General features: G+C 33.8%; 21 protein-coding genes, 1 pseudogene and 1 riboswitch. Of the genes and pseudogenes, 17 read left to right on the forward strand and 5 right to left on the reverse strand.

All coding sequences use genetic code 11. The features are described from left to right. Nucleotides 1-53 precede the first annotated feature (53 nt). The 5 genes from LJE08_RS02745 (at nucleotide 54) to LJE08_RS02765 (ending at nucleotide 5180) form a co-directional block, all read left to right on the forward strand. Nucleotides 54-1259 carry a M20 family metallopeptidase gene (locus LJE08_RS02745; protein ID WP_227402352.1) on the forward strand — a complete coding sequence of 402 codons (1206 nt, stop codon included), beginning with the start codon at nucleotides 54-56 and terminating at the stop codon, nucleotides 1257-1259. Between the two features lie 99 nt (nucleotides 1260-1358). Further along, nucleotides 1359-2279 (forward strand): LysR family transcriptional regulator, encoded by a 921-nt coding sequence (locus LJE08_RS02750; protein WP_227402353.1) that lies wholly within the window; start codon nucleotides 1359-1361, stop codon nucleotides 2277-2279. A gap of 224 nt (nucleotides 2280-2503) precedes the next feature. Beyond that, nucleotides 2504-3550, forward strand: coding sequence for a methionine ABC transporter ATP-binding protein (locus LJE08_RS02755; protein WP_227402354.1), 1047 nt, complete (start codon nucleotides 2504-2506; stop codon nucleotides 3548-3550). Beyond that, nucleotides 3543-4241: a methionine ABC transporter permease gene (locus LJE08_RS02760; RefSeq protein ID WP_186998748.1), complete on the forward strand. Its 699-nt coding sequence runs from the start codon at nucleotides 3543-3545 to the stop codon at nucleotides 4239-4241. Before LJE08_RS02755 ends, LJE08_RS02760 begins: the two co-directional genes overlap by 8 nt. Before the next feature lie 18 nt (nucleotides 4242-4259). Then, entirely contained in the window at nucleotides 4260-5180 is a 921-nt protein-coding gene (locus LJE08_RS02765; RefSeq protein ID WP_222620937.1) for a MetQ/NlpA family ABC transporter substrate-binding protein, read from the forward strand. 28 nt (nucleotides 5181-5208) lie between these two features. On the opposite strand, the gene LJE08_RS02770 is transcribed toward LJE08_RS02765, so the two are convergent. The 4 genes from LJE08_RS02770 to LJE08_RS02785 are packed head-to-tail and all read right to left on the reverse strand — an operon-like array spanning nucleotide 5209 to nucleotide 7327. Further along, on the reverse strand, nucleotides 5209-5514 hold the full coding sequence (locus LJE08_RS02770; protein WP_186998749.1) for a multidrug transporter: 306 nt from the start codon (nucleotides 5512-5514) through the stop codon (nucleotides 5209-5211). A 10-nt stretch (nucleotides 5515-5524) separates the two neighbouring features. After that, entirely contained in the window at nucleotides 5525-6352 is an 828-nt protein-coding gene (locus LJE08_RS02775; RefSeq protein ID WP_186998750.1) for a hypothetical protein, read from the reverse strand. Then, nucleotides 6352-6723: a hypothetical protein gene (locus LJE08_RS02780; RefSeq protein ID WP_217255987.1), complete on the reverse strand. Its 372-nt coding sequence runs from the start codon at nucleotides 6721-6723 to the stop codon at nucleotides 6352-6354. Before LJE08_RS02780 ends, LJE08_RS02775 begins: the two co-directional genes overlap by 1 nt. Beyond that, nucleotides 6713-7327, reverse strand: a complete 615-nt coding sequence (locus LJE08_RS02785; RefSeq protein WP_117925207.1) for a M15 family metallopeptidase — start codon at nucleotides 7325-7327, stop codon at nucleotides 6713-6715. Before LJE08_RS02785 ends, LJE08_RS02780 begins: the two co-directional genes overlap by 11 nt. 79 nt (nucleotides 7328-7406) lie before the next feature. Between LJE08_RS02785 and LJE08_RS02790 the strand changes: the two genes are divergently transcribed. After that, on the forward strand, nucleotides 7407-8009 hold the full coding sequence (locus LJE08_RS02790) for a hypothetical protein (protein WP_186998752.1): 603 nt from the start codon (nucleotides 7407-7409) through the stop codon (nucleotides 8007-8009). Then, the gene (locus tag LJE08_RS02795) at nucleotides 8006-8620 is read left to right on the forward strand and encodes a pentapeptide repeat-containing protein (RefSeq protein ID WP_117925211.1); all 615 of its coding nucleotides are present in this window, start codon (nucleotides 8006-8008) and stop codon (nucleotides 8618-8620) included. Before LJE08_RS02790 ends, LJE08_RS02795 begins: the two co-directional genes overlap by 4 nt. Here the strand turns inward: LJE08_RS02795 and LJE08_RS02800 are convergent. Then, nucleotides 8610-9140 carry a TetR/AcrR family transcriptional regulator gene (locus LJE08_RS02800; protein WP_117925235.1) on the reverse strand — a complete coding sequence of 177 codons (531 nt, stop codon included), beginning with the start codon at nucleotides 9138-9140 and terminating at the stop codon, nucleotides 8610-8612. The two genes, LJE08_RS02795 and LJE08_RS02800, sit on opposite strands and share 11 nt — an antisense overlap. 81 nt (nucleotides 9141-9221) lie before the next feature. On the opposite strand from LJE08_RS02800, the gene LJE08_RS02805 reads away from it, so the two are divergent. The 10 genes and pseudogenes from LJE08_RS02805 (at nucleotide 9222) to LJE08_RS02850 (ending at nucleotide 21103) form a co-directional block, all read left to right on the forward strand. Beyond that, the gene (locus LJE08_RS02805) at nucleotides 9222-9593 is read left to right on the forward strand and encodes a metal-dependent transcriptional regulator (protein ID WP_117925213.1); all 372 of its coding nucleotides are present in this window, start codon (nucleotides 9222-9224) and stop codon (nucleotides 9591-9593) included. Between the two features lie 45 nt (nucleotides 9594-9638). Continuing rightward, nucleotides 9639-11804, forward strand: a complete 2166-nt coding sequence (locus LJE08_RS02810) for a U32 family peptidase (protein ID WP_227402355.1) — start codon at nucleotides 9639-9641, stop codon at nucleotides 11802-11804. Between the two features lie 62 nt (nucleotides 11805-11866). Continuing rightward, entirely contained in the window at nucleotides 11867-13195 is a 1329-nt protein-coding gene (gene eno / locus LJE08_RS02815) for a phosphopyruvate hydratase (protein WP_117925217.1), read from the forward strand. 95 nt (nucleotides 13196-13290) lie between these two features. Next, the gene (locus LJE08_RS02820; protein WP_227402356.1) at nucleotides 13291-14097 is read left to right on the forward strand and encodes a Cof-type HAD-IIB family hydrolase; all 807 of its coding nucleotides are present in this window, start codon (nucleotides 13291-13293) and stop codon (nucleotides 14095-14097) included. Between the two features lie 3 nt (nucleotides 14098-14100). Then, nucleotides 14101-15093, forward strand: a complete 993-nt coding sequence (locus tag LJE08_RS02825) for a dipeptidase (protein WP_117925221.1) — start codon at nucleotides 14101-14103, stop codon at nucleotides 15091-15093. A 93-nt stretch (nucleotides 15094-15186) separates the two neighbouring features. Next, nucleotides 15187-15858, forward strand: coding sequence for a 5-oxoproline transporter, DUF969 family subunit (locus LJE08_RS02830; RefSeq protein WP_227402357.1), 672 nt, complete (start codon nucleotides 15187-15189; stop codon nucleotides 15856-15858). An 89-nt stretch (nucleotides 15859-15947) separates the two neighbouring features. Next, nucleotides 15948-16810, forward strand: a pseudogene (locus LJE08_RS02835) (DUF979 domain-containing protein). A gap of 13 nt (nucleotides 16811-16823) precedes the next feature. Further along, entirely contained in the window at nucleotides 16824-17471 is a 648-nt protein-coding gene (gene pcp / locus LJE08_RS02840; protein ID WP_227402358.1) for a pyroglutamyl-peptidase I, read from the forward strand. 81 nt (nucleotides 17472-17552) lie between these two features. Beyond that, nucleotides 17553-19331: an oligoendopeptidase F gene (gene pepF / locus LJE08_RS02845; protein ID WP_227402359.1), complete on the forward strand. Its 1779-nt coding sequence runs from the start codon at nucleotides 17553-17555 to the stop codon at nucleotides 19329-19331. Nucleotides 19332-19408: 77 nt separating this feature from the next. Continuing rightward, on the forward strand, nucleotides 19409-21103 hold the full coding sequence (locus LJE08_RS02850) for an ABC transporter substrate-binding protein (protein ID WP_186999573.1): 1695 nt from the start codon (nucleotides 19409-19411) through the stop codon (nucleotides 21101-21103). Between the two features lie 285 nt (nucleotides 21104-21388). After that, nucleotides 21389-21555: riboswitch (Lysine riboswitch) on the forward strand. Nucleotides 21556-21587 lie beyond the last annotated feature (32 nt).

The raw sequence follows: 21587 nt of genomic DNA on the forward strand, positions 1-21587 counted from the left end.
ATATAGCACTTGTTCTTTGTACAATAGACTCAACTTTTAGGAGGAACTATTTTATGTCAGAATTAAAGAATCAAATTTCTCAATTTATAGATACAAAAGCAAAAGTATATCAAGATATTTCTTTGGCTATTCATGCCAAGCCAGAAGTTAGTGACTTTGAATATTTTGCTTCTCAAACCTTGAGTGAACAATTAAAAAAAGAAGGCTTTGAGATTGAATTACCAGCGGCAGGACATCGTACAGGCTTTGCGGCAACCTACAAAAGTAATAAACCAGGTCCTACGGTTGTTTTTCTAGCAGAATATGATGCTCTTGCAGGTTTAGGCCATGGATGTGGACATAATGTGTTTGGTGCTACTTCTTCTCTTGCTGGTGCTGCTTTAAAAAGTGTCGTGGATCAAATTGGTGGAGAAGTACGTGTATATGGTACGCCTGGAGAAGAGGGTGGACAAAATGGAAGTGCCAAAGGTTCTTTTGTGAAGAAGGGATATTTAAAAGATGTGGATTTTGCCTTATGCGTGCATCCAGGCTCAGGTCCAGAAGATGGATTAAGTACGCGTAATTATGCATGTGCACCTGTAGATATTGAATTTTGGGGAAAACCGGCGCATGCAGCAGGATGTCCTCAAGATGGAATCAATGCGTTGGATGCGCAGATCTTAACTTATGCAGCCATTGGTGTTTTACGACAACAACTAACAGATCGCATCCGCATTCATGGTGTGATTGTTGATGGGGGAACAGCTCCCAATGTCATTCCAGAATACACAAAGGCCAAATATTATATTCGAGCTGCCGATATTGATACGTTGCATGAGTTATATGAAAAAGTAGAGAATATTGTGAAGGGTTCCGCTTTACAGACGGGTTGTACATCGAGTATGAAGTTGTATCAAAATCTTGTAGAAAATATGGTTTTAACACCTTCTTTAGATGCAATCTATGAAAAATATATTACAGAACTTGGCAATACTGTAAAACATGTAGAAGATGTGGTCATGCCTGGAAGTAGTGATGTGGGTAACATTAGTCAGGTTGTACCTACGATTCAGCCACATATTAGTATTACAGATGTACAGATTGCAGGGCATAGTCAAGATATGGTCAATGCTTCATGTAGTCAAAAGGCAATGGATGCGATTGTCAAAGGTGCAAAAGCATTGGCTTTTACGGCACTCGAATTATTTGAAAATCCAGAAGAACTTGCGAAAGTGAAAGAGGATCATACTTGGCATGTAGAACATCAAAAAGAGAATTAATTATTTTACGCTTAAAGGGCTTTTCAAGCTCTTTTATTTTATGGAATCTTGAAAATCAACAAATATTCATTAAAATTATATAAATAAAGGAGACTGAAAATGACGCTTCAACAATTACTTTATGTATTAACGGTGTCAGATGAGAAATCTATGAATAAGGCGGCTGAAAAGCTTTTTGTGTCTCAGCCTACTTTAACGTCTGCCATTCAATCACTTGAAAAAGAACTGGATATTCAAATCTTTAATCGTACAAGTCATGGAGTCACTTTGACGCAACAAGGACAAGAGTTTTTAACATACGCAAGACAGTTGTACCAACAATATGAATTGTTAAAAAATCGCTATGAAGATGTAAGCTTACGAAGAAATAAGTTTCGTGTTTCGTGCCAGCACTATTCATTTGCGACCAAAGCATTTGTGGATACAGTGAAGAAGTATGGGACTTCCAAATATGATTTTGCGATCAGTGAAACTAAGACGATGCATGTTATTGAGGATGTAGGTAATTCTTTAAGTGAGATAGGAATCTTATATTTATCCAACTATAATCGTCGTTTTATGATGAAACAATTTGATGAGTGGAATTTAGAATTTCATAAATTAGCGGATTGCGATGCCTTTGTGTATTTGTATAAGGGGCATCCTCTTGCTAATAAAAAATCAATTACGTATGAAGAATTATTGCCATATCCAAATATGACTTTTGATCAAGGGGATAATCCTTCGATGTATACGGCAGAGGAGATATTGGTTGAAAATGAATTTCCAAGAAAGATTCAAGTGAATGATCGTGCTACGATGCTGAATTTAATGAGAGGACTGAATGGATATACTTTATGTTCTGGAATTATTAGTCGTGATTTGAATGGGGATGACTATGTAGTTGTGCCTTATGAAGCGAATGTAGAGAATCCCAATTCTATGATGGAAATTGGGTATATCACAAGGAAAAATACAGTGTTGAGTGAGATTGGTAGTACGTATATTCAAACGATGAAGGATTATTTTAGTAATAAATAAAATTTATTACTGCTTCAAAAATTTAACAATTAGACAATAGCTAAACCTTCTTGTAGAATACAAACATGCAAGGAGGAAACGAAAATGAAAACAATGATGATGTCAATGATGCAAATGTATATGTTAAAAAATGTGACCCGGTTTTCAATTCGTTTGTCGCTTATTTAAGTGTGTGATTGCCGGGGAAATACCTCGGCTTTTTTTGTTAGATTGGAGTGTTATAAATGATTAATATAGAGCATTTAGATAAAACCTATCATTTAAAGAATGCAGACGTACATGCCGTAGATGATGTTTCACTACATATTGAAAGTGGGCAAATCTATGGGGTGATTGGATATTCTGGTGCTGGTAAAAGTACTTTGGTTCGATGCTTGAACTTTTTAGAGATTCCAGATTCTGGAAGTATTGAAATTGAAGGATTTGGAAAAGTAAGTGCAAATCAAGGAAGTTTAGATATAAGTCAAAAGAAATTAAGAGAGTTAAGACGATCCATAGGAATGATCTTTCAACATTTTAACTTATTAGATCGAAGCACTGTATTTGATAATGTGGCGTACCCATTAAAATATACGGGGTTATCAAAGAAAGAAATTGAGACTCGTGTGGATGAATTATTAGATCTTGTGGATTTGGCAGATAAAAAATACGTGTATCCATCACAATTATCTGGTGGACAAAAACAGCGTGTAGCCATCGCAAGAGCCTTATCAAACAATCCTAAGGTGTTACTTTCTGATGAAGCAACTTCTGCTTTAGATCCAGATGCGACAGAATCCATTCTAAAGTTATTGAGGGATTTAAATAAAAGATTAGGAATAACAATTATCTTGATCACACATGAAATGAGTGTGATTAAATCTATCGCAAATCGTGTGGCAGTTATGGAGAATGGTAAGGTTGTTGAAGAAGGAGATGTATATGATATCTTCGCCAATCCTAAAGAAGAGATTACCAAAAAATTTATCAACTCGTCTTCTGCATTATCGAATATTACGAAGTTGATTGAGAATAAGACAATTGTTCCTGCAGATAGTAAATTAGTTAAACTTACATTCACTAGAGATAGTGTTGGTAATGCAACCATTTCAAAAATATCTCGTGAATATAATGTGGATGTAAATATCATGTTGGCTAACGTGGATGTCGTTAATGCGGATGCTTTGGGTGGCATTATTGCTTCAATTGAAGGGACTAAAGAAAATGTACAGCGTGCCATAGATTTTCTACATGAATCTAATGTAAAAGTGGAGGTGATTCATCATGCCTAAATTTATAGCAGATTTTTTTCCAAACGTTACCAATTACTGGGATATATTTTTAACAGCATTGACTGCAACGTATCAAATGTTTTTCATCGCAGGCTTGATTACATTACTAATTGGAGGTGCTTTTGGAATTTCATTGATTGTAACAAAGACAGATGGTATTAAGCCAAATCGGATTATTCATTTTATTCTAGAAGTTATCACGAATGTGTTTAGAGCCGTACCATTTATCATCCTGTTGATTTTCTTGATTCCGTTAACACGAAGTATTGCGGGTACTTCGATTGGAGTCAAAGGGGCTGTTGTTCCATTAGTCTTTGGAGCGGTTCCATTCTACACAAGACAAGTCGAAACGGCATTAGCGGATGTAAATCCAGGAAAAATAGAGGCCGCTAGAAGCATGGGAAGCTCAACACTAGGAATTATCTTTCGTGTTTATCTGCATGAGGCGTTACCGGATTTGATTCGTGTAACAACCATTACGGCTATTTCATTGATTGGATTAACAACTTCTGCAGGTGCAGTTGGTGCTGGTGGAATTGGTTCGTTCGCAATTAATTATGGACAAAACTTACATTATCAAGATGTTGTGAATTTATGTGTAATCTTATTATTGATCATTGTTTCGTTGATTCAATTATTGGGAAATACATTGTCAAAAGCAACAACGAATAAAGAATTGTTTCATAAATAAAAGAGGGAGAAAAGGATTATGAAGACAAATAAATTATTTAAAACATTTTTAACAGTAGGCTTAGTAGCTACAACATTACTTACAGGATGTTCATCAAAGTCATCAAGTGAACCTGTAAAAATTGGTATTCCAAGCGATGCCACAAATGGTGGAAGAGGGTTATTGCTTCTAGAAAAAGCTGGCTTGATTGAAGTGGATGACAAGGCTGGTTGGACTCCAGAATTGAAGGATGTTACGAAGTATAAATACAATATTGAAATTGTTCCTACACAAGCCAATACATTAGTTTCGACTTTGGATGATTTTGGAGCAGCCACAATCAATGGAACATATGCGGTTCCAGCTGGATTAAAACCTAAAAAGGATGGTTTAATTACGGAAGTACAAGAAGTAGGAAGTGATAATCCATTTATTAATGTGATTGTTGCGCGTACAGCTGATAAAGATAATGAAGATTATCAAAAGGTAGTAAAGACATACCAAAGTCAATTGGTGGCTGAATATATTTTAGAAAAGAATAGTGGCGCTACGGTTCCTGCATTTGAATATGATGAAGATTATACAGTCGATAAAAACTTTGTGAGCGATATTGAAGGATATCAATCAAGTTCAGATGGAAAGAAAGTTATTAAGATTGGTACTTGTGGTTCTGCCGATACATTTAGAGCGGTACAAAAAGTATTAGATGATGAAAATTCTGGAATCTATTTAGATGTAGTTGTATTTGATGCATATAACTTACCAAATGAAGCTTTAAATAATGGCGAAATTGATTTGAACTCATTTCAACACAAAGCGTATTTAGAAAATGAATGTAAAGCACAAGGATATGATTTAACAGCGATTGGTGATACTAGTTCTGCTCCATTAACTTTATATTCAAAGAAAGTTGATTCTTTGAAAGCATTAAAAGAATTAGCTGGTAAAAAAGAAGACTAAATGAAAAAAGCCGATTTATTTCGGCTTTTTACTTCATATATTGTTTAATATCTTCCTTTAGCTCATCACTAAACTCATCTAGATCATCCATGGTGATTGCTTCATCGCGCAATAATCCTAACAAAATGATAAACATATTTGAACGAGAAACATCTCTTGCCAAAACACCAGGACTTTTATAATCCTCATAAATTTTCTTTCGTAGAGCCCAGTATTTATCAGAAGATAATGCATCTGAATTTAAAATGGATTTGTATTCCTCAACGAGCTTATCCATATAGGCTTCTTGCCATCTACCTAGTTTCTTTCTAAATAATTTCCAATCTTTTTCCATGTTGACCTCCCTATTGAAATAAAGTTTGAATGATTTGATCAATACTCATAGAGTGCAATTGATCTGTATCTTTTAATGTTTTTGAATTCCAGTGAAATAAAGATACATTACTTGGTTCAGTAAAACTAGAATCGACAGTGCAATTTGGATAACGACTGTACCAGTCTGGATAATACGTTTCCATGATTTTTTGTGCATATCCGACAGCTTGTGAATTTGAATTTCCATTTTGGTCATATGTACCTGAAATTTTAACACCTGGAGGACTAGAGTGAGCAATCAATAAACTGCCATCCTCACATACACAAAGTACAATATAAACATGAGCATTCGCCATAGAGACAATATCACCTGGTTTTGCGTTTTGAATTGAATCTTTGTAGCTTCCTAACTTCATGTTCGCATATGTTTTTGTCATTTCTTCAGCCTTTAATACATAGCCATTGCCATGATTGGATTTGGTTTCTAGAGTATTGTAGATAGTCCAACCGATATAGCCTGAACAATCAAGACCTTTATGGATTTCATACATATAGTTTTCATAATTATATGTACTATCTTGTGTATCATAGAAGGATTTCCATTCCTTAGATAAGCCCAAAGTTAACGCTTCAGTTCCGGAACCTGTTTGCGCTTCGTTCCAGCCTCCACCATAAATATAGAGTGTTTGACCAACGGGTTTTAACGCGTTCTTTAAAAAATCAGTTGTAGTATGAATGGGTTTTGATTGAACTTTTGTTTCTTCTGTTTTATGACATGAAGATATCCCAAAGATGATTACACACAGTATTAAGATAGGCAATAAAATACGGTCATAGCGAATTTTTCTTTTTTTCATTATTTCTTGACCTCTTCTATCAATTCATCAATATAAGAATCATCAATGTCAAAGCCTAAATAACATAGACCGCGATAGATGAAGTTCATATCATTTAAATGAAGGATTTGATTCATCAATTCCTTTTTCTTGTCATTAATCAAAGACATGTCATAATCACTTGTATTGCCACAAGGATGCGTACACGTTTTACATCCTGGTGATATCTTGTCTTTTTCTTTGTGTACTAAATCAATTAGATCTTGTGTTACCGTATGATTTTTTAAATGTTGAAGACAATCTAAAATAATTGTGTCTGTGTTTTCTGTTTTTGGATTTGAATCCACGGTTTTAGAAAGACCAATTAAAGCAGACCATAATTTAGTTTCCATCAGATTTTACCTCCACATTAAAATAAGTATCTGGATAGGGTTCATCCTTTAAAGTATAGTGCCACCACTCGGATTCTAAAGGGATAAATCCATTGTCTAACATTAAATTTCTAAGTGTCTTGCGATTGTTTATTTGATGATTCGTTAATCCTTTTGTGTATAATGGACTAGAAATATCGCCAAAGTAATCAAAGTAAGATCCCATATCTAATTCTTTTCCTGTTTTTTCATCAACTAAAGTTAAATCGACAGTGCTACCTCTGGTGTGCGCTGATTTTTCAATAATAAAGTCATTCTCAAAAAGATAGCTTTTGGAATATTTTGGATAGAAAATGGATTTCATTTTATCATCCTCAGTATCTTTCCAAGTCATGAAATGATCAAGGGCACTTTGAGGTCGATAGGCATCCCAAATCTTTAATCGATATCCCATTTGTCTTGCCTTTGAATTGATTACTTTTAATTGCTTCACCAATTCTTTTGTTCCTAACGCTACCGGATCTATATAGCCATCAATGATTTCACCAATGAAATTGTAAGTTGTGCAATAGCGAATATCTAAAAGAATATCGGGTATTTCTTTTTGTATATTTAATAATTTCATGTATATATTCTAATATATTTGTTTATGTTAATCCACTTATGTTTTGTGTATAATACTTGTTAGAAATGAGGTAATAAACATGAAATTTAGTGATATTGATTTTTCTGCCATTTCAAGAATGATGGACAATATGAGCGATGAAGAAAAGAATAAGTTAAATGACATGGCTCAAAATATGATGAATAATATGAAACAAAACGAAGAGCCTGAAGAAGAAACTGACTTTTATGAAGCTTTAAATATAAATGAAGAAGATTATGCAGATTTTCCGGGAAGTGTCTTAGATCAAATCGAAGCAGGAAGTGATTTGGAAGTCTATTATGAAGATGTAAAGGATGCAGATTTTAGTGCGAGTGCCTTATTTTATGCGAAAGCTACTTTGAACATGTTACGAAAATATATCTATCCTATCTTTAAGAATTTCTTTGATGGATTTAATAATCCTTCAACGACAACCATCTATTCTTATTTATATCCTTTAATGAACCAGGATAACATTCATAAGTTGTTTGATGAAGAGTTTGGTACGCCAGAAGGATGGATGGAACTTAAAAATGCTCTTCAACAAATCTATATTATTTTAAATCGTGCAGAGTATGATTTTGTGAGCCATGAAGATTTACAATTATTAAAAGATATCTTGTTTAATCAAGAAGTATTATTGAAAATTAAGAATCTATGAAAAAGCTAAAAATCAATACGAGTCTTGAACAAATGGATGAATGGACATATGAATCGTATGTGAGTGATTATATATTTGAGAATGTTTGTATTGAAGAAAACTTAGATAATATCACGATGGATGGGTGTAAATTTAGCAAGTGTCAATTTAAAGATTGTAGCTTTAGCTTTATTGAATATATGGACATTATTTTTGATCATTGTGAATTTGAAAATGTACACTTGAATCAATGTAGTTTAAGTCGTGTTCATTTCATTTCTTGTCGAATCAGTGGAATGGAACTTTCACAAAGCTTAGTGCAAGATACATTATTTCAATTATGCAAAGGACATTATTGTGACTTTGGTGGCAGTACATTTAAAGATTGTATGTTTGACATCAATGATTTAACGGGTTCTGGATTTGTTCAATGTGATTTTAAAAAGACTTCATTTGATAAATGTATATTAAATTCAACGGAATGGTTTAACACAAAATTAAAAGAGCTTGATTTCTCAAGCTGTGAAATTGAAAATATTGCGTTGTCGAGTGATAAATTAACAGGTGTTGTCGTGAATTCATCCCAGGCACTTGAATTTGTGAGACTTTTAGGTATTGTAGTTAAAGATTGATATATTGTTTTAATCTTTCGGGCATGGATTCAATCAACATATTGACTAGCGTTTCTATATCTAGATACATATTTTTTTCGACCCAGGACTTAGTCATTTCAATAGATCCATGACAATACATTTGAAGTAGAAAGTCTAGTTGTGGATCAATTGTTGTTTTTGTTTCAATTTTCTTTTTGTAGAAATCATAGATACAGCGATAATCATAGTTTGTCAAAGAATTGTAGTCATCTTCTTTAAAGGCTTCTTTAAAAAATGTGTTTTGGCTTTGAATAAAAGTGAATTTCTTAATTAAAGCTTCTTTTAAAGTGGTTTGATCAGCCATTTCTTTAAAAGAGTCTAGGCATAGCTTTTCAAAATACCAGTTTACTAGATCTTCTTTATCTTCAAAATTACGATAAAAAGTCTGTCGTGTTAAATTGGATTCCTTTGTGATTTGAGTGACTGTAATCTTGTTTAAGGGTTGTGTTTTTAATAAGTTTAATAGCGCATTTGCGATTGTTAGTTTTGTATCGTTCATATAACTATTATATGTCATGACAATTGACTTTAAAAGAGGACTAGCTTAAAATTAAATAAGAGAATTAGAGGAGTAAAGAATATGCAGTTAGGCGAATCGATGGAAGATTATTTAGAAGCCATATTAGTTTTATCAAAATGTTTAGATCATGTTCGTAGTGTTGATGTCGCAAGTTATTTGGGTTTTTCTAAGCCTAGCGTCTCACATGCCGTAAAATTATTGTCTGAGCAAGGATTAATTGTTTTAGATGTTAGTAAATTTTTAACTTTAAGTGAAGAAGGAAAGAAAATCGCAGAAGAAACATATGCGCGTCATACTTTCTTTTCAGATATGCTACAAAATATAGGTGTACCTAAAAATATTGCGATAGAAGATGCTTGTCGTATTGAACATGTGATTTCGCAAGAAACTTTTGAGGCAATTAAAAAGTATTATCAAAATAATAAAAACTAGCTATAGATTGTATCTGTAGCTTTTATTTTGAAAGGAGTAAGGAAAATGAGACCAGAAATATTAGCACCCGTAGGAAGTGTGGAAGCATTAAATGCAGCATTAGCAGCAGGATGTGATGCTGTTTATTTTGGCTTGCCTAGTTTTGGGGCTAGGGCATTCGCAAATAATTTTGACTTAGAAACTACAAAAGAAGTTATTGAAAGATGTCATTTGTGTGGTGTAAAAGTATATATTACGATGAATACAATATTATATGAGGATGAAATAGAGGATGCCTACAATATGGCAAAGATGGTTCATTCTTTTGGCGTAGATGCTTTGATCATTCAAGATTTAGGTTTTATTCATCTTTTGCATCATAGACTACCCAATTTGGTGCTACATGCTTCTACACAGCTTTCAGTTTCTAATCCTTATCAAATTGAACAACTAAAAAAATTAGGTGTTCAACGTGTTGTTTTAGCTAGAGAATGTACAAAAGAAGAAATTCAAGCATGTGTAGATACAGGTATTGAAGTGGAGGTTTTTGTGCATGGAGCTTTATGCATTTGTTATTCGGGACAATGTTATTTTTCAAGTATACATTATGGACGAAGTGGAAATCGTGGAATGTGTGCACAGCCATGTCGAATGAAATACACCCTTTATGAAGATGGAAATAAAGTGGATACGCATGGAGAATATGTATTAAGTCCAAAAGATCTATCTTTGATTGATGAAGTGAATACATTAGCGGATATGGGGGTTTGTTCATTAAAAATTGAAGGGCGAATGAAGAGTGCTCCATATGTTTATGAGAGTGTTTTACAAGTCAAAAAGGTATTAGAGAATATGGAACGAAATGTTGAGGACAAACAAAACTTACGTGTTACATTCAATCGAAAATATACTGTAGGGCATATGTATAGGGCCAGTGGCAAAGAATTAATGAATAGTAAAACTTGTAATCATCAGGGAATTGAAATTGGCAAGGTTGTAAAGGTAAATAAAAATAAGATTTGTATTCAATTAAGTCAAGATCTGCATCAAAATGATGGAATTCGTTTTGAAAAAGAGAACTTGGGTTGTCATGTGAATTTTATGTATGATAAGAAACAAAAGTTGATTTCTTTCATGCCTAAAAATAATACAGTTCTAATCGAAGGACCGTCAGGTCTGCATGTAGGTAGTATTGTTCGTAAAACAATGGATTCTGAATTGAATAAAACAATTGCTGAAGAAATTCGTACATCCAATCGTCAAAGCAAGGTTAATGCGATAGTGACTTGTGGTGCAGTTGGAAAGCCAATGGTGATGGAAGTATACAATGATTTGACAAAAATTAGTGTTTCTACTGAAATTGATAGTGTACAAGCTTTAAAGCGTGCAACGGATGAAGAAACGTTAAACAAACAGTTTTCTAAGACAAAAGATAGTTGGGCACGTTTTGATCATATTGAATATCATTTGGGTAAAGATATTTATTTTCCAATTTCTGTCATGAACCAACTTCGTAGGGATGCTCTTGAGAAAATGAAAGAGGCTTGTTTAAAACAGGAGGCACTTGTTGAAAAAGAATATAGTTATATTCCGCAAGAGAGTAAAACCTCATTTGATTTGTTTGAAATTAATTCAATGAATCAAAAGGTTGATGATTCTTCTTGTTATGTGAGTGAAATGTTTAACAGTGATCAAGTCTTAGAAAAATCAAATATAACGAGAGTTGATGGATTTGTGAATGCGCATCTAGGTAAAGGAAAAATTGTAGATTCATTAAATGTTTCTAATTCGTATAGTGTGGCTGCTATCTTAGAAATGGGATATGAAAGTTGTGTAATCAGTGATGAGTGTGACAAGTATCAGGTTGAAGAAATAATGAAGGCTTTTTCAAGTCGTTATCATTTTGATGCTCCAGTCTATAAGACTTTATATCAAAAACAACGCTTGATGACGATGAAACATTGTCCTGTAAATACGACTTTAAAAGATGGTAAGCGAATGAATTGCAGTTTGTGTCATCATCATCGTTATGAGCTTGAAGGCTTAGATGGAAAGCGTGTCTTTTTACTTGGAGATAAAGATTGTCACATGCGATTGTATGATGTGAATATTATGGATGAAATTGAAAATCGAAAAGATTATGAATCGTATGGTATAAAACATTTTAGATTTGTGTTTACTGATGAAAGTCAAGAGGAAGTTAAAAGCGCTTTCAGAGCCTATAATCGTTGATTTTAGATGGCTTGCGTGCTATTATTTTATTAGCTTAAGGCTTAGAGGAGGATATTTTAATTATGCCTATTATTGTTGATGTATATGCTCGTGAAGTTCTAGATTCACGTGGAAATCCAACTGTTGAAGTTGAAGTAACTACAGAATCTGGTGCTTACGGACGTGCTATGGTACCAAGTGGTGCAAGTACTGGTGTTCGTGAAGCTTTAGAATTACGTGATGGAGACAAAGCTCGTTACTTAGGAAAAGGAACAACTCAAGCTGTTGAAAACGTAAACACTAAAATTGCTCCAAAAGTTATCGGTATGGATTGCCGTGACCAGGTATTAATTGACAAAACAATGTTAGAATTGGATGGAGACCCATTCAAGAAAAATTTAGGTGCTAACGCTACTTTAGGTGTTTCTATGGCTTGTGCTTTAGCAGCTGCTGATTTCTACGGAGAACCTTTATACAAATACTTCGGTGGATTCAACGGAAAAACATTGCCAGTTCCTATGTGCAACGTTATCAACGGTGGATCACACGCTGACTCTACAGTAGATTTCCAAGAATTCATGATTATGCCAGTTGGTGCTAAGAGTGAAAAAGAAGCTGTTCGTATGGCTGCTGAAACTTTCCACGCTTTAAAATCTGTATTAAAGAAAAAAGGATACAACACTAACGTTGGTGATGAAGGTGGATTCGCTCCAAGCTGTAAAGATGGAAACGAAGAACCTCTTGAATTATTAGTTGAAGCTATGAAAGCTGCTGGATATGTTCCAGGAAAAGATATGAAGATCGCAATGGACGTTGCTGCTTCTGAATTCCACAACACTGAAACTGGATTATATGAATTGAAAAAATCTGGTCAAGGAACTAAGACTAGCGATGAAATGATCGACATGTACGAAGAATGGATTGCTAAATACCCAATCGTATCTATCGAAGATGGATTAGGAGAAAGCGACTGGGACGGATGGAAAAAATTAACTGACCGTCTAGGAGATAAAGTACAATTAGTTGGTGACGACTTATTCGTAACTAACCCTTCAATTCTTTACGAAGGAATCGAAAAAGGAATCGCTAATGCAATCTTAATCAAAGTTAACCAAATCGGTACTTTAACTGAAACATTTGACGCTATCGAAATGGCTAAGAAACACGGATACACTTGCATCGTATCTCACCGTTCAGGAGAAACTGAAGACACTACAATCGCTGATATCGCTGTTGGATTGAACGCAGGACAAATCAAGACTGGTTCATTAAGCCGTACAGACCGTATTGCTAAATACAACCGTTTAATGCGTATTGAAGACGAATTGAACCAACGTGGAACTGTTAACGTTGCTGAATACCTTGGAGACAAGACTTTCTACAACTTACCAGCTGTTGAATTCAAAAAGTAGTATTTCGCTAAGAACTTTAGCTAATTAAGGCCCTTCGGGGTCTTTTTTTTTGACGCGTTTCGTATTACTATTAAACAAGTAAAAGGAAGTGCTATATGGTTAGGACAATTGTATGTGATTTAGATGGATCTTTGATGAATCCGAGTAGTGGAATCTATGTAAATGAAGCTGTTAAAGAAGCATTGATTGAGGTTGAAAAGAAAAATGTCTTAGTTATATTAAATTCAGCTCGATGCTTTCAAGGTGTGTATCCATTGTCTAAACAGATTTTGATGCAAGATTTTGGTGGATATGTCATTAGTTGTAATGGAGCCCATTGTTTTGATGTGAAAATGAAAAAGACGATGTTTGAGTATGTTATCTCAAATAACGATGTTTCATTTATTTGGCAATATGCTCAAAAGCATAATTTAGGCGTTGGATATAGTCAATCCGATTATTTTGTGGCAAATAAAATGACACATGGATTTGAACTGGATATGCATAATTGTGATGTGGATTACATTTTAACGAATCACATGGAAAAATATTTAAAGGGTTCTGTGTGGAAAGTGTCTATATCGGATTCAAAATCACGAATTGATTCAATTTATGATGAAATGAAATCGATTATTGAATTAAATTGTAATGTAAAAGTTGTGCATAGTACAGATACGATGATTGACATTATTCATAAGGATTGTGAAAAGTTAAATAGTGTGAACCGCTTGTTGAAGAATCTTGAAATCTCTTGGAAAGATGTCAGTTCCATCGGAGATGGTTCAAGTGATGCGCCTGTATTAGAAGCATCTGGTCTTGGTGTTACTCTTGAAAATGGCTGTGAAGCATGTAAAAAAGTCGCAAAAAAAATTGTTCCTTCATGTTATGAAGATGGCTGTATAGAGTGGTTAAAGGAGTTGTAGAATATGAGAGTAGTCGATATGCATTGTGATACGATTCTAGAATTATTGAGTCGTGATTTAAAAGGGAAAGAGGCAAGTTTGTTTTCAAATGATTTGTCGATTGATTTAAAAAAAATGAAAAAGGGTAATTATTTATTACAGAATTTTGCGTTGTTTACAGATCAAAAAGAACTAGCTATTCCTGAGCAACAGACAATGCGTTTGTATGATGAATATTGTACACAAATAGATAAGTATGCAGATTATATTGCACCTGTATATAAATTTAGTGATATTGAAAAAAATGATAAAGAAGGAAAAATATCAAGTTTATTAACTTTAGAAGATGGTGGTGTTTGCTTCAATGATTTAGCGATGTTAAGAAACTATTATCGCATGGGTGTGAGAATGATTGCACTAACATGGAATTATGAGAACGGAATTGGTTATCCAAACCTTTCTATGAAAGATATGAATGGGAATCAACCTAACTATAAGCGTAGTGTAGATACAGAAAGAGGATTGACAGAGTTTGGTATTTCATATGTAAATGAAATGGAAAGATTAGGCATGATCATTGATGTTTCTCACTTAAATGATGCAGGTTTCTATGATGTATTGAAATATACGACAAAACCATTTGTGGCATCACATTCTAACGCAAGAAGTGTATGTAATGTAGCCCGTAATATGAGTGATGATATGATTCTTCAATTGGCAAAACGTGGTGGTGTCATGGGACTTAATTTCTGTGGCAGTTTCTTGGCGGATCGCACTGATCACAAGAGTTGTGTAGAAGATATGGTGAAACATATTCTATACATCAAAGACTTAGCTGGAATTGATGTCATTGGATTAGGTACAGATTTTGATGGGATTTCATGTCCTTTAGAAATTGAAGATGCTTCTATGATGAATTTATTAGAAGAAGCTTTATATAAGGCGGGTCTTACACAAGAAGAAGTGGAAAAAATCTTCTATAAGAATGTATTAAGAGTCTATAAATCAGTATTGTAAATGGATCGTTGGATCCATTTTTTTTTGTGAGGGACATGATATAATTTCTGATGTAAAAATCTGTAAGAAACATGAAAGATAGAATGAAAGGCTATGGAATCATTAAAACTGTTAGGTATTCTAATTGTCGTAATCGGATTTGTATTAAAATTCGATTCGATTTTGATTATTATGATTGCCGCTATTGTGACTGCACTTGTTGCAGGTATAGATCCAGTTACTTCCTTGGAAACACTTGGATCTAGTTTTTTAGCTAACCGCAGTATGTGTGTGTTTGTGATGGTTATGGTAGTTACGGGTACTTTGGAAAGAAATGGTTTAAAACAAGCAGCAGCTAATTTAATGAAGAAATTTAAAAATGCATCAGCCGATGTTGTTCTTGCGATTTATGGTGTATTCCGTCTAGTCTTTGCGGCATTTAATGTAAGCTTTGGTGGCGTTGCCGGATTTGTTCGTCCTATTGTGTTACCTATGGCTACAGCTGCAGCTAAGAAAAATGATAAAAAGATCAGTGAAAAGTATGAAGAAAACTTAAAAGGAATGGCAAGTAGTATGGAAAATATCGCATGGTTCTTCGGACAAGTTTTGTTTGTAGGAACAAGTGGAATGATTTTAGTACAATCTACATTAGCTGTTTTAGGCTACAATGTTGAATTGGTTGATTTAATGAAAGTACAAATTCAAGTGGCAATTATTGCCGTAGCTGTTGCGATTGTTTATTACTATATTAAAGATAAACAATTATCTAGGAGGGAGACTAAATAATGAATCCAATTCAATTTTATACGCGTGTAGATGTTACACTTTCAGATAAACTTTTAGAAGTCATGTATTGTATTATTGGATTGATTTCTATGTATGTTGCTTTTAAAAATCTAAAAGATAAAGAAAACAAAAATAATGTTGGTTCATTTATTTTCTGGTTTGATTTAGGATTGATGTTTGTGCTAGGTAAATGGTTGCCAGCATTGGTAGATGGTATTTTGTTGATTATCTTGGTTTTACCTCCAATTTTTAAGAAAGTTTCACTGGTAATGAGCCTGAACCTACTCTTGAAGAGATGGAACAAAACAACAAGAAGATTGGCTCAAAAATATTTGTTCCAGCAGTATGTATTGGTTTATTTACGCTATTAGCTGCATTCTTTACTAAGATTTCACCACGGGTTGGAATGAGTGTAGGTGTTTTTGTGGCCGTGATTATTTTGCGTATCTATTCAAAATCAAATACACCAAGTGTCTTCTTAAAAGATTGTCGTAGAATGATGGATGTGGTTGGACCATTAAGTATGCTTCCAATGTTACTTTCTGCTTTAGGTGCCATATTTACAGCTGCATGCGTTGGAGATGTAATTTCTGGATTAGTATCGAATATTATTCCTGCAGGCAACATTACAATTGGAATTATTGTTTATGTGATTGGCATGGCGGTATTTACCATGATCATGGGAAATGCTTTTGCGGCAATTACCGTAATGACAGTTGGTATTGGGGCACCTTTTGTCCTTCAATATGGAGCAGATCCAGTAGTGATTGGATCTTTAGCATTAACTTGTGGATATTGTGGTACACTATGTACGCCAATGGCAGTAAACTTTAATATGGGTCCTGTTGCAATCTTAGAAATGAAAGACAAAAATGGTGTCATTAAAAAACAAGTGCTTGTTGCCGTAATTATGTTAGTGGTACAAATTGTCATGATGATCATGATGTCATAGGAGATGAAATGTTATGAAAAAAGTATTAATTACAGGTTTTGATCCTTTTGGAGGAGAAAAAATCAATCCAGCTTATGAAGCTGTTAAATTATTGCCGGATGAAATTGGTGGGGCAAAAATTATTAAGAAAGAAATTCCTACAGTATTTCAAAAAGGGCCAGATGCAGTTTATGAAGCGATTCAAGAGAATCAGCCAAATTTTGTATTGTGTATTGGTCAAGCAGGAGGAAGAAGTCAAGTCACACCAGAATGGGTGGGTATTAACTTTAGAAATGCGAGAATTGCCGATAATGAAGGCAATCAACCTTTACAGACAAGTGTTGTAGAAAATGGCCCAGAAGCTTATTTTACAATGCTTCCTGTGTTTAGAATGGTTGAAAAAATGAAGGAAAATGGAATTCCTGCAAGTGTTAGTTATACAGCAGGAACTTATGTTTGTAACGATGTAATGTATTCTGTATTGCATTATTGTCATACAGAATTTAAAGATGTAAAAGGTGGCTTTATGCATGTGCCTTTTGCCACTGAACAAACAGTAAATCAGCCAGCAGGAACTCCTGGAATGAATTTAAAAGATATTGCTAAAGCCATTGAATTATCTGTAGAAGCTATGTTAGAGAGTGATACGGATATTAAAGTGGTTTCTGGAGAAACGCATTAAGAGAAAAGATTTATTCTTTTCTTTTTTTTGACTTTTAGAATGTAAGAGATTACACTAAATGTAAAAAAAAGAGGTGTGTATATGAAAAGAAATGAACAATTAATTGAAAATACATGGAAAATAGAAGATATCTATCCAAATCTAGATGTGTTTTATAAAGAATTAGAGAAAGCAAAGACGCAATCAAAAGAATTATTGAAATATAAAGATCATCTAACAAATGCATCTAGTTTATATGCGTATTTAAAAGGGTATGAAGAATTAAATGAAAAACTATATACATTGGATTGTTATACATCTTTATTAAGTGATCAAGATGGTTCAAATGCTTTTTATCAAGATTTAAAAGGAAAGGCAAACGTAGTTATTACAGAGATTCATTCTCAGCAAGCCTTTTTTGAAGTAGAGCTTTTAAAATTGTCTGATGTAGAAACATACTTCGAAAATGAACCGGGATTAGAGAGATATAGACGATTTATTCAAGATATTTATCGATTAAAGCCATATACTTTGTCTATGGAAAAAGAAGGATTGTTAGCAGGGTGTCAAGATATTTTTTCTAGTAGTGAAAGAGCATTCAATATTTTGAATGATGTGGATACAAGGTTTGAAGATGTTAAAGATGCGAAGGGGAATGTTCTACCATTGACATCAGGAAGTTATGTGGATTATTTAGAAAGTGCAGATGAGACATTAAGAAAGTCGGCTTTCGAAAATATGTATGCAGCTTATGGTAAGGTTCAAAATACGATGGCTTCTTTATTGAATTCACAATGTAAGATGTTGAAATATGAATCGGATTTAAGAGGATATACAACATCATTGGAGGCAAGTACAAATAAAAATGGAGTTCCGTCAAGTGTGTATAAGAATTTGATTAAGCAGATACATAAGGATATTGCACCTTTGCATAAATATATGAAGGTTCGTAAAAAGGCTTTAAAGAAAGATAAATTAAATATGTATGATTTATATGTTCCTTTAGTTAAGGAATTTGATAAGAAAATTACCTTTGAAACGGCAAAAAAAGAAGCGTTAGCTTCCGTAGCTTTATTAGGACAAGAGTATGTAGAGGCTTATGAAAAAGGTTTAAATTCACGATGGATCGACGTATATGAAAATGAAGGAAAGCGTTCAGGCGCCTATTCTTGTGGTGTGCCATGCCATCCTTTTGTCTTATTAAATCATACAGATACATTAAGAAGTGAATTTACTTTGGCACATGAAATGGGTCATGCGATGCATTCTTATATGTCTTTTAAACATCAGCCTTTTATTAATAGCGATTATAAGATTTTTGTGGCTGAAGTCGCAAGTACATGTAATGAAGCTTTGTTGATGCATTATTTATTGGAAAGAACTACGGATAAAAAAGAGCGTGCTTATTTGATTAATTATCTATTGGAACAATATCGTGGAACAATGTACCGCCAGGCTATGCTTGCAGAATTTGAAATGTTGATCAATGAGGAAGTGGCTAAAAATAATACGTTGAGTGCTGAATTATTGAATAAGATCAATCATGATTTAAATGCATTATATTATGGTGAAGATGTGATTGTAGATGAGCCAATTGATTTAGAGTGGGCAAAAATCCCACACTTATATATGAATTTCTATTTGTATCAATATGCGACAAGTTTTTGTGCTTCCATGGCCATTTCGCAAAAGCTATTAAAAGGCAATCCAGAAGATATTGAGAATTATTTGAATTTCTTAAAGGGTGGATGTTCTAAGTCTCCAATTGATTTATTAAAAATGGCAGGCGTCGATATGACAAGTCCACAACCAATTCATGATGCGATTTGCCAGTTTGATAAGCTTGTGGATGAGTTTGATGAATTGATCAATTGTAAATAATTGAAATTTTACTGAAAATGGCTTGCAAAGAAAATGAAAGAAATGTATCATATTTTTAAATTAAGAGGGTGATGTGAATGAACAATAAGATTATGAAGTCAGGATTAGCAGCAATGATGGCTGCAAGCTTAGTGGGATGTTCATCTGCGTCAAGTGATAATTCGAATAATGTTTTGACCGTTGGAATTACTGCGCAGATGAATGGTGTATTTTCACCACTGTATTATGAAAGTGCATACGATGCATATGCGATCAACTTGATATATCAATCAATGCTTCAGTATGATGAAAATGAAGAATTACAGCCAGTTTTGGCTAAGGAGCTTCCTACAATTAGTGATGATGGAAAAACGGTTACTTTTAAGTTGAATAAAGGTGTTAAGTTTTCCGATGGATCTAAGCTTACTTCTAGTGATGTAAAATATACATTTACAGTGTTGGCAGATCCTAGCTATACAGGAAGGTTTTCGAGTGATGTAGAGAATATTGAAGGTTATAAGGAATATCATGATGGGGATGCTACAGAATTAAGTGGAATTGAGACACCAGATGATTATACGGTTGTTTTCCATATGACACAGCCAAGAATTGATGCGGTAACTACTTTTGGTACTCGTGCTATTTGCTCGGATACACAATATAAGTACAAGAAGGGACACATATCAAAGATTGAAAAAGATACTTCCAATCCGATTGGTAGTGGGGCTTATAAATTGAATAAATATTCAAAGGCAACCGGCGCTAGCTTTGTAAGAAACGAGAACTTTAAAGCTAAAAAAGGAGAATATTCAATTGATAAGGTTATTATCAAAGTTTGCAGTACTTCAACTGAGTTAAATGAACTTCAAAAAGGAAATGTGGATTATTTACCTGAGAATGCAGATCCAACTAAAATTGGACAAGTTAGTCTAGATGACAATTTGACATTTAATACATACCCACGTGCGACAGAAGGCTATGTTTACTTTAACTGTGCACAAGGTCCTACAGCCGATCCAGCCGTACGTAAAGCCTTAGCTTATGCGACGGATCGTCAAGGCTTTGTCGATAGTTTCTTCTCTTGGGAAAAAGCAAGTAAGGAAGCAAAAAAAGAAAAACTAGCCTTTGTACCAGCTGTATATGCGAATCCAGCAAGCGCCAATTTAGGCACTTATATTCGTGGTGAAGAGGCTTTGGATGGTCTTGAAACTTATGAATTTAATGAAGATAAGGCAAATCAAATCTTAGATGAAGCTGGATGGGAAATGGCAGATGATGGTTATCGTTATAAAGATGGTCAAAAATTAAGCATTCGTTTCATGATTGCGGAAGGTTCTAGTTCATTGGAAACTTTGATTCCTATGATTGAAAAGACATACAAAGATATTGGTGTTGATTTAAAACAGACAATTCTAGAATTCAATTCATTATTATCAAAAACAAGTGATGATAGTGCATTGGGTGAATGGGAAATGAGTTGTCTTGCGATGAGTTTTACAGGTGTAGCTAATACAGATTTAAATTCTATGTTGAAAACAGGGGATGTAAATAACTATGCAAGACTATCAGATAGTGAATTGGATTCATTATTGGATGAAGCAATGTATACAACAGATGAAGCAAAATCAACAGAGCTTTATAAACAGGTTATGATTAAGGAAAATGATTTATTGCCATATTTAGCATTATATGGAAACCAGAATTTCAACTTATATAACAAGCGTGTTAAGAATATGAAGACAGGTCCAATTCATAACTGGTCACAAGCAATGGATACAGCTACTTTAGATTAAGAGTGTACATATGTACATTCTTTTTTCTTGTTAAAAAAAAGGGGGTGAGTCTATTATTATGACTCACCAAGAAATAGGAATATATGAAATAAACAGAATAAGTTATTTAGGAAAGGGTTATATGTATTGGGTTGATACCTGTTTATTTCTGTCTATAGAATAGTTTTTAAAACTTAAAAGAAGCTTAAAGAAATGATGAAAATATTTACAGTTTTATGAAAATTTGCAAATTCTTTCTTGACACTATGTATATGTCGAGTATAATAAGCACTATAAAGTGAATCGAGTAAAGATAGAGGCAGCATTGCATCAGAGTAAAACATGGAGTTGGCAGACTGTGAAGTGTTTGAAAGGTAACCAATGCCGAAAGAGATAAAATGGCAATTTTATTTCTTGGGGTTATAAGGAATACTTATAACACTCCTTCGTCAGGAAGAGGCGTTATCTTATAGTTAATGAGATATTTTTTAGCTATGTGGTATGC

This window comes from Holdemanella sp. DFI.5.55, assembly GCF_020593575.1.
Taxonomy (GTDB): Bacteria; Bacillota_I; Bacilli_A; order Erysipelotrichales; family Erysipelotrichaceae; genus Holdemanella; species Holdemanella hominis.

Excerpts from the sequence above, each read along its gene's own strand:
- LJE08_RS02785 (WP_117925207.1), bottom strand. The coding sequence starts at position 7,327 with ATGAAATTATTAAATATACAAAAAGAAATACCCGATATTCTTTTAGAT.
- LJE08_RS02750 (WP_227402353.1), top strand. The coding sequence starts at position 1,359 with ATGACGCTTCAACAATTACTTTATGTATTAACGGTGTCAGATGAGAAA.
- LJE08_RS02820 (WP_227402356.1), top strand. The coding sequence starts at position 13,291 with ATGGTTAGGACAATTGTATGTGATTTAGATGGATCTTTGATGAATCCG.
- LJE08_RS02780 (WP_217255987.1), bottom strand. The coding sequence starts at position 6,723 with ATGGAAACTAAATTATGGTCTGCTTTAATTGGTCTTTCTAAAACCGTG.
- LJE08_RS02765 (WP_222620937.1), top strand. The coding sequence starts at position 4,260 with ATGAAGACAAATAAATTATTTAAAACATTTTTAACAGTAGGCTTAGTA.
- LJE08_RS02790 (WP_186998752.1), top strand. The coding sequence starts at position 7,407 with ATGAAATTTAGTGATATTGATTTTTCTGCCATTTCAAGAATGATGGAC.
- LJE08_RS02795 (WP_117925211.1), top strand. The coding sequence starts at position 8,006 with ATGAAAAAGCTAAAAATCAATACGAGTCTTGAACAAATGGATGAATGG.
- LJE08_RS02775 (WP_186998750.1), bottom strand. The coding sequence starts at position 6,352 with ATGAAAAAAAGAAAAATTCGCTATGACCGTATTTTATTGCCTATCTTA.
- LJE08_RS02850 (WP_186999573.1), top strand. The coding sequence starts at position 19,409 with ATGAACAATAAGATTATGAAGTCAGGATTAGCAGCAATGATGGCTGCA.
- pepF (WP_227402359.1), top strand. The coding sequence starts at position 17,553 with ATGAAAAGAAATGAACAATTAATTGAAAATACATGGAAAATAGAAGAT.
- LJE08_RS02755 (WP_227402354.1), top strand. The coding sequence starts at position 2,504 with ATGATTAATATAGAGCATTTAGATAAAACCTATCATTTAAAGAATGCA.
- LJE08_RS02745 (WP_227402352.1), top strand. The coding sequence starts at position 54 with ATGTCAGAATTAAAGAATCAAATTTCTCAATTTATAGATACAAAAGCA.
- eno (WP_117925217.1), top strand. The coding sequence starts at position 11,867 with ATGCCTATTATTGTTGATGTATATGCTCGTGAAGTTCTAGATTCACGT.
- LJE08_RS02810 (WP_227402355.1), top strand. The coding sequence starts at position 9,639 with ATGAGACCAGAAATATTAGCACCCGTAGGAAGTGTGGAAGCATTAAAT.
- LJE08_RS02825 (WP_117925221.1), top strand. The coding sequence starts at position 14,101 with ATGAGAGTAGTCGATATGCATTGTGATACGATTCTAGAATTATTGAGT.
- LJE08_RS02770 (WP_186998749.1), bottom strand. The coding sequence starts at position 5,514 with ATGGAAAAAGATTGGAAATTATTTAGAAAGAAACTAGGTAGATGGCAA.
- LJE08_RS02805 (WP_117925213.1), top strand. The coding sequence starts at position 9,222 with ATGCAGTTAGGCGAATCGATGGAAGATTATTTAGAAGCCATATTAGTT.
- pcp (WP_227402358.1), top strand. The coding sequence starts at position 16,824 with ATGAAAAAAGTATTAATTACAGGTTTTGATCCTTTTGGAGGAGAAAAA.
- LJE08_RS02830 (WP_227402357.1), top strand. The coding sequence starts at position 15,187 with ATGGAATCATTAAAACTGTTAGGTATTCTAATTGTCGTAATCGGATTT.
- LJE08_RS02760 (WP_186998748.1), top strand. The coding sequence starts at position 3,543 with ATGCCTAAATTTATAGCAGATTTTTTTCCAAACGTTACCAATTACTGG.
- LJE08_RS02800 (WP_117925235.1), bottom strand. The coding sequence starts at position 9,140 with ATGAACGATACAAAACTAACAATCGCAAATGCGCTATTAAACTTATTA.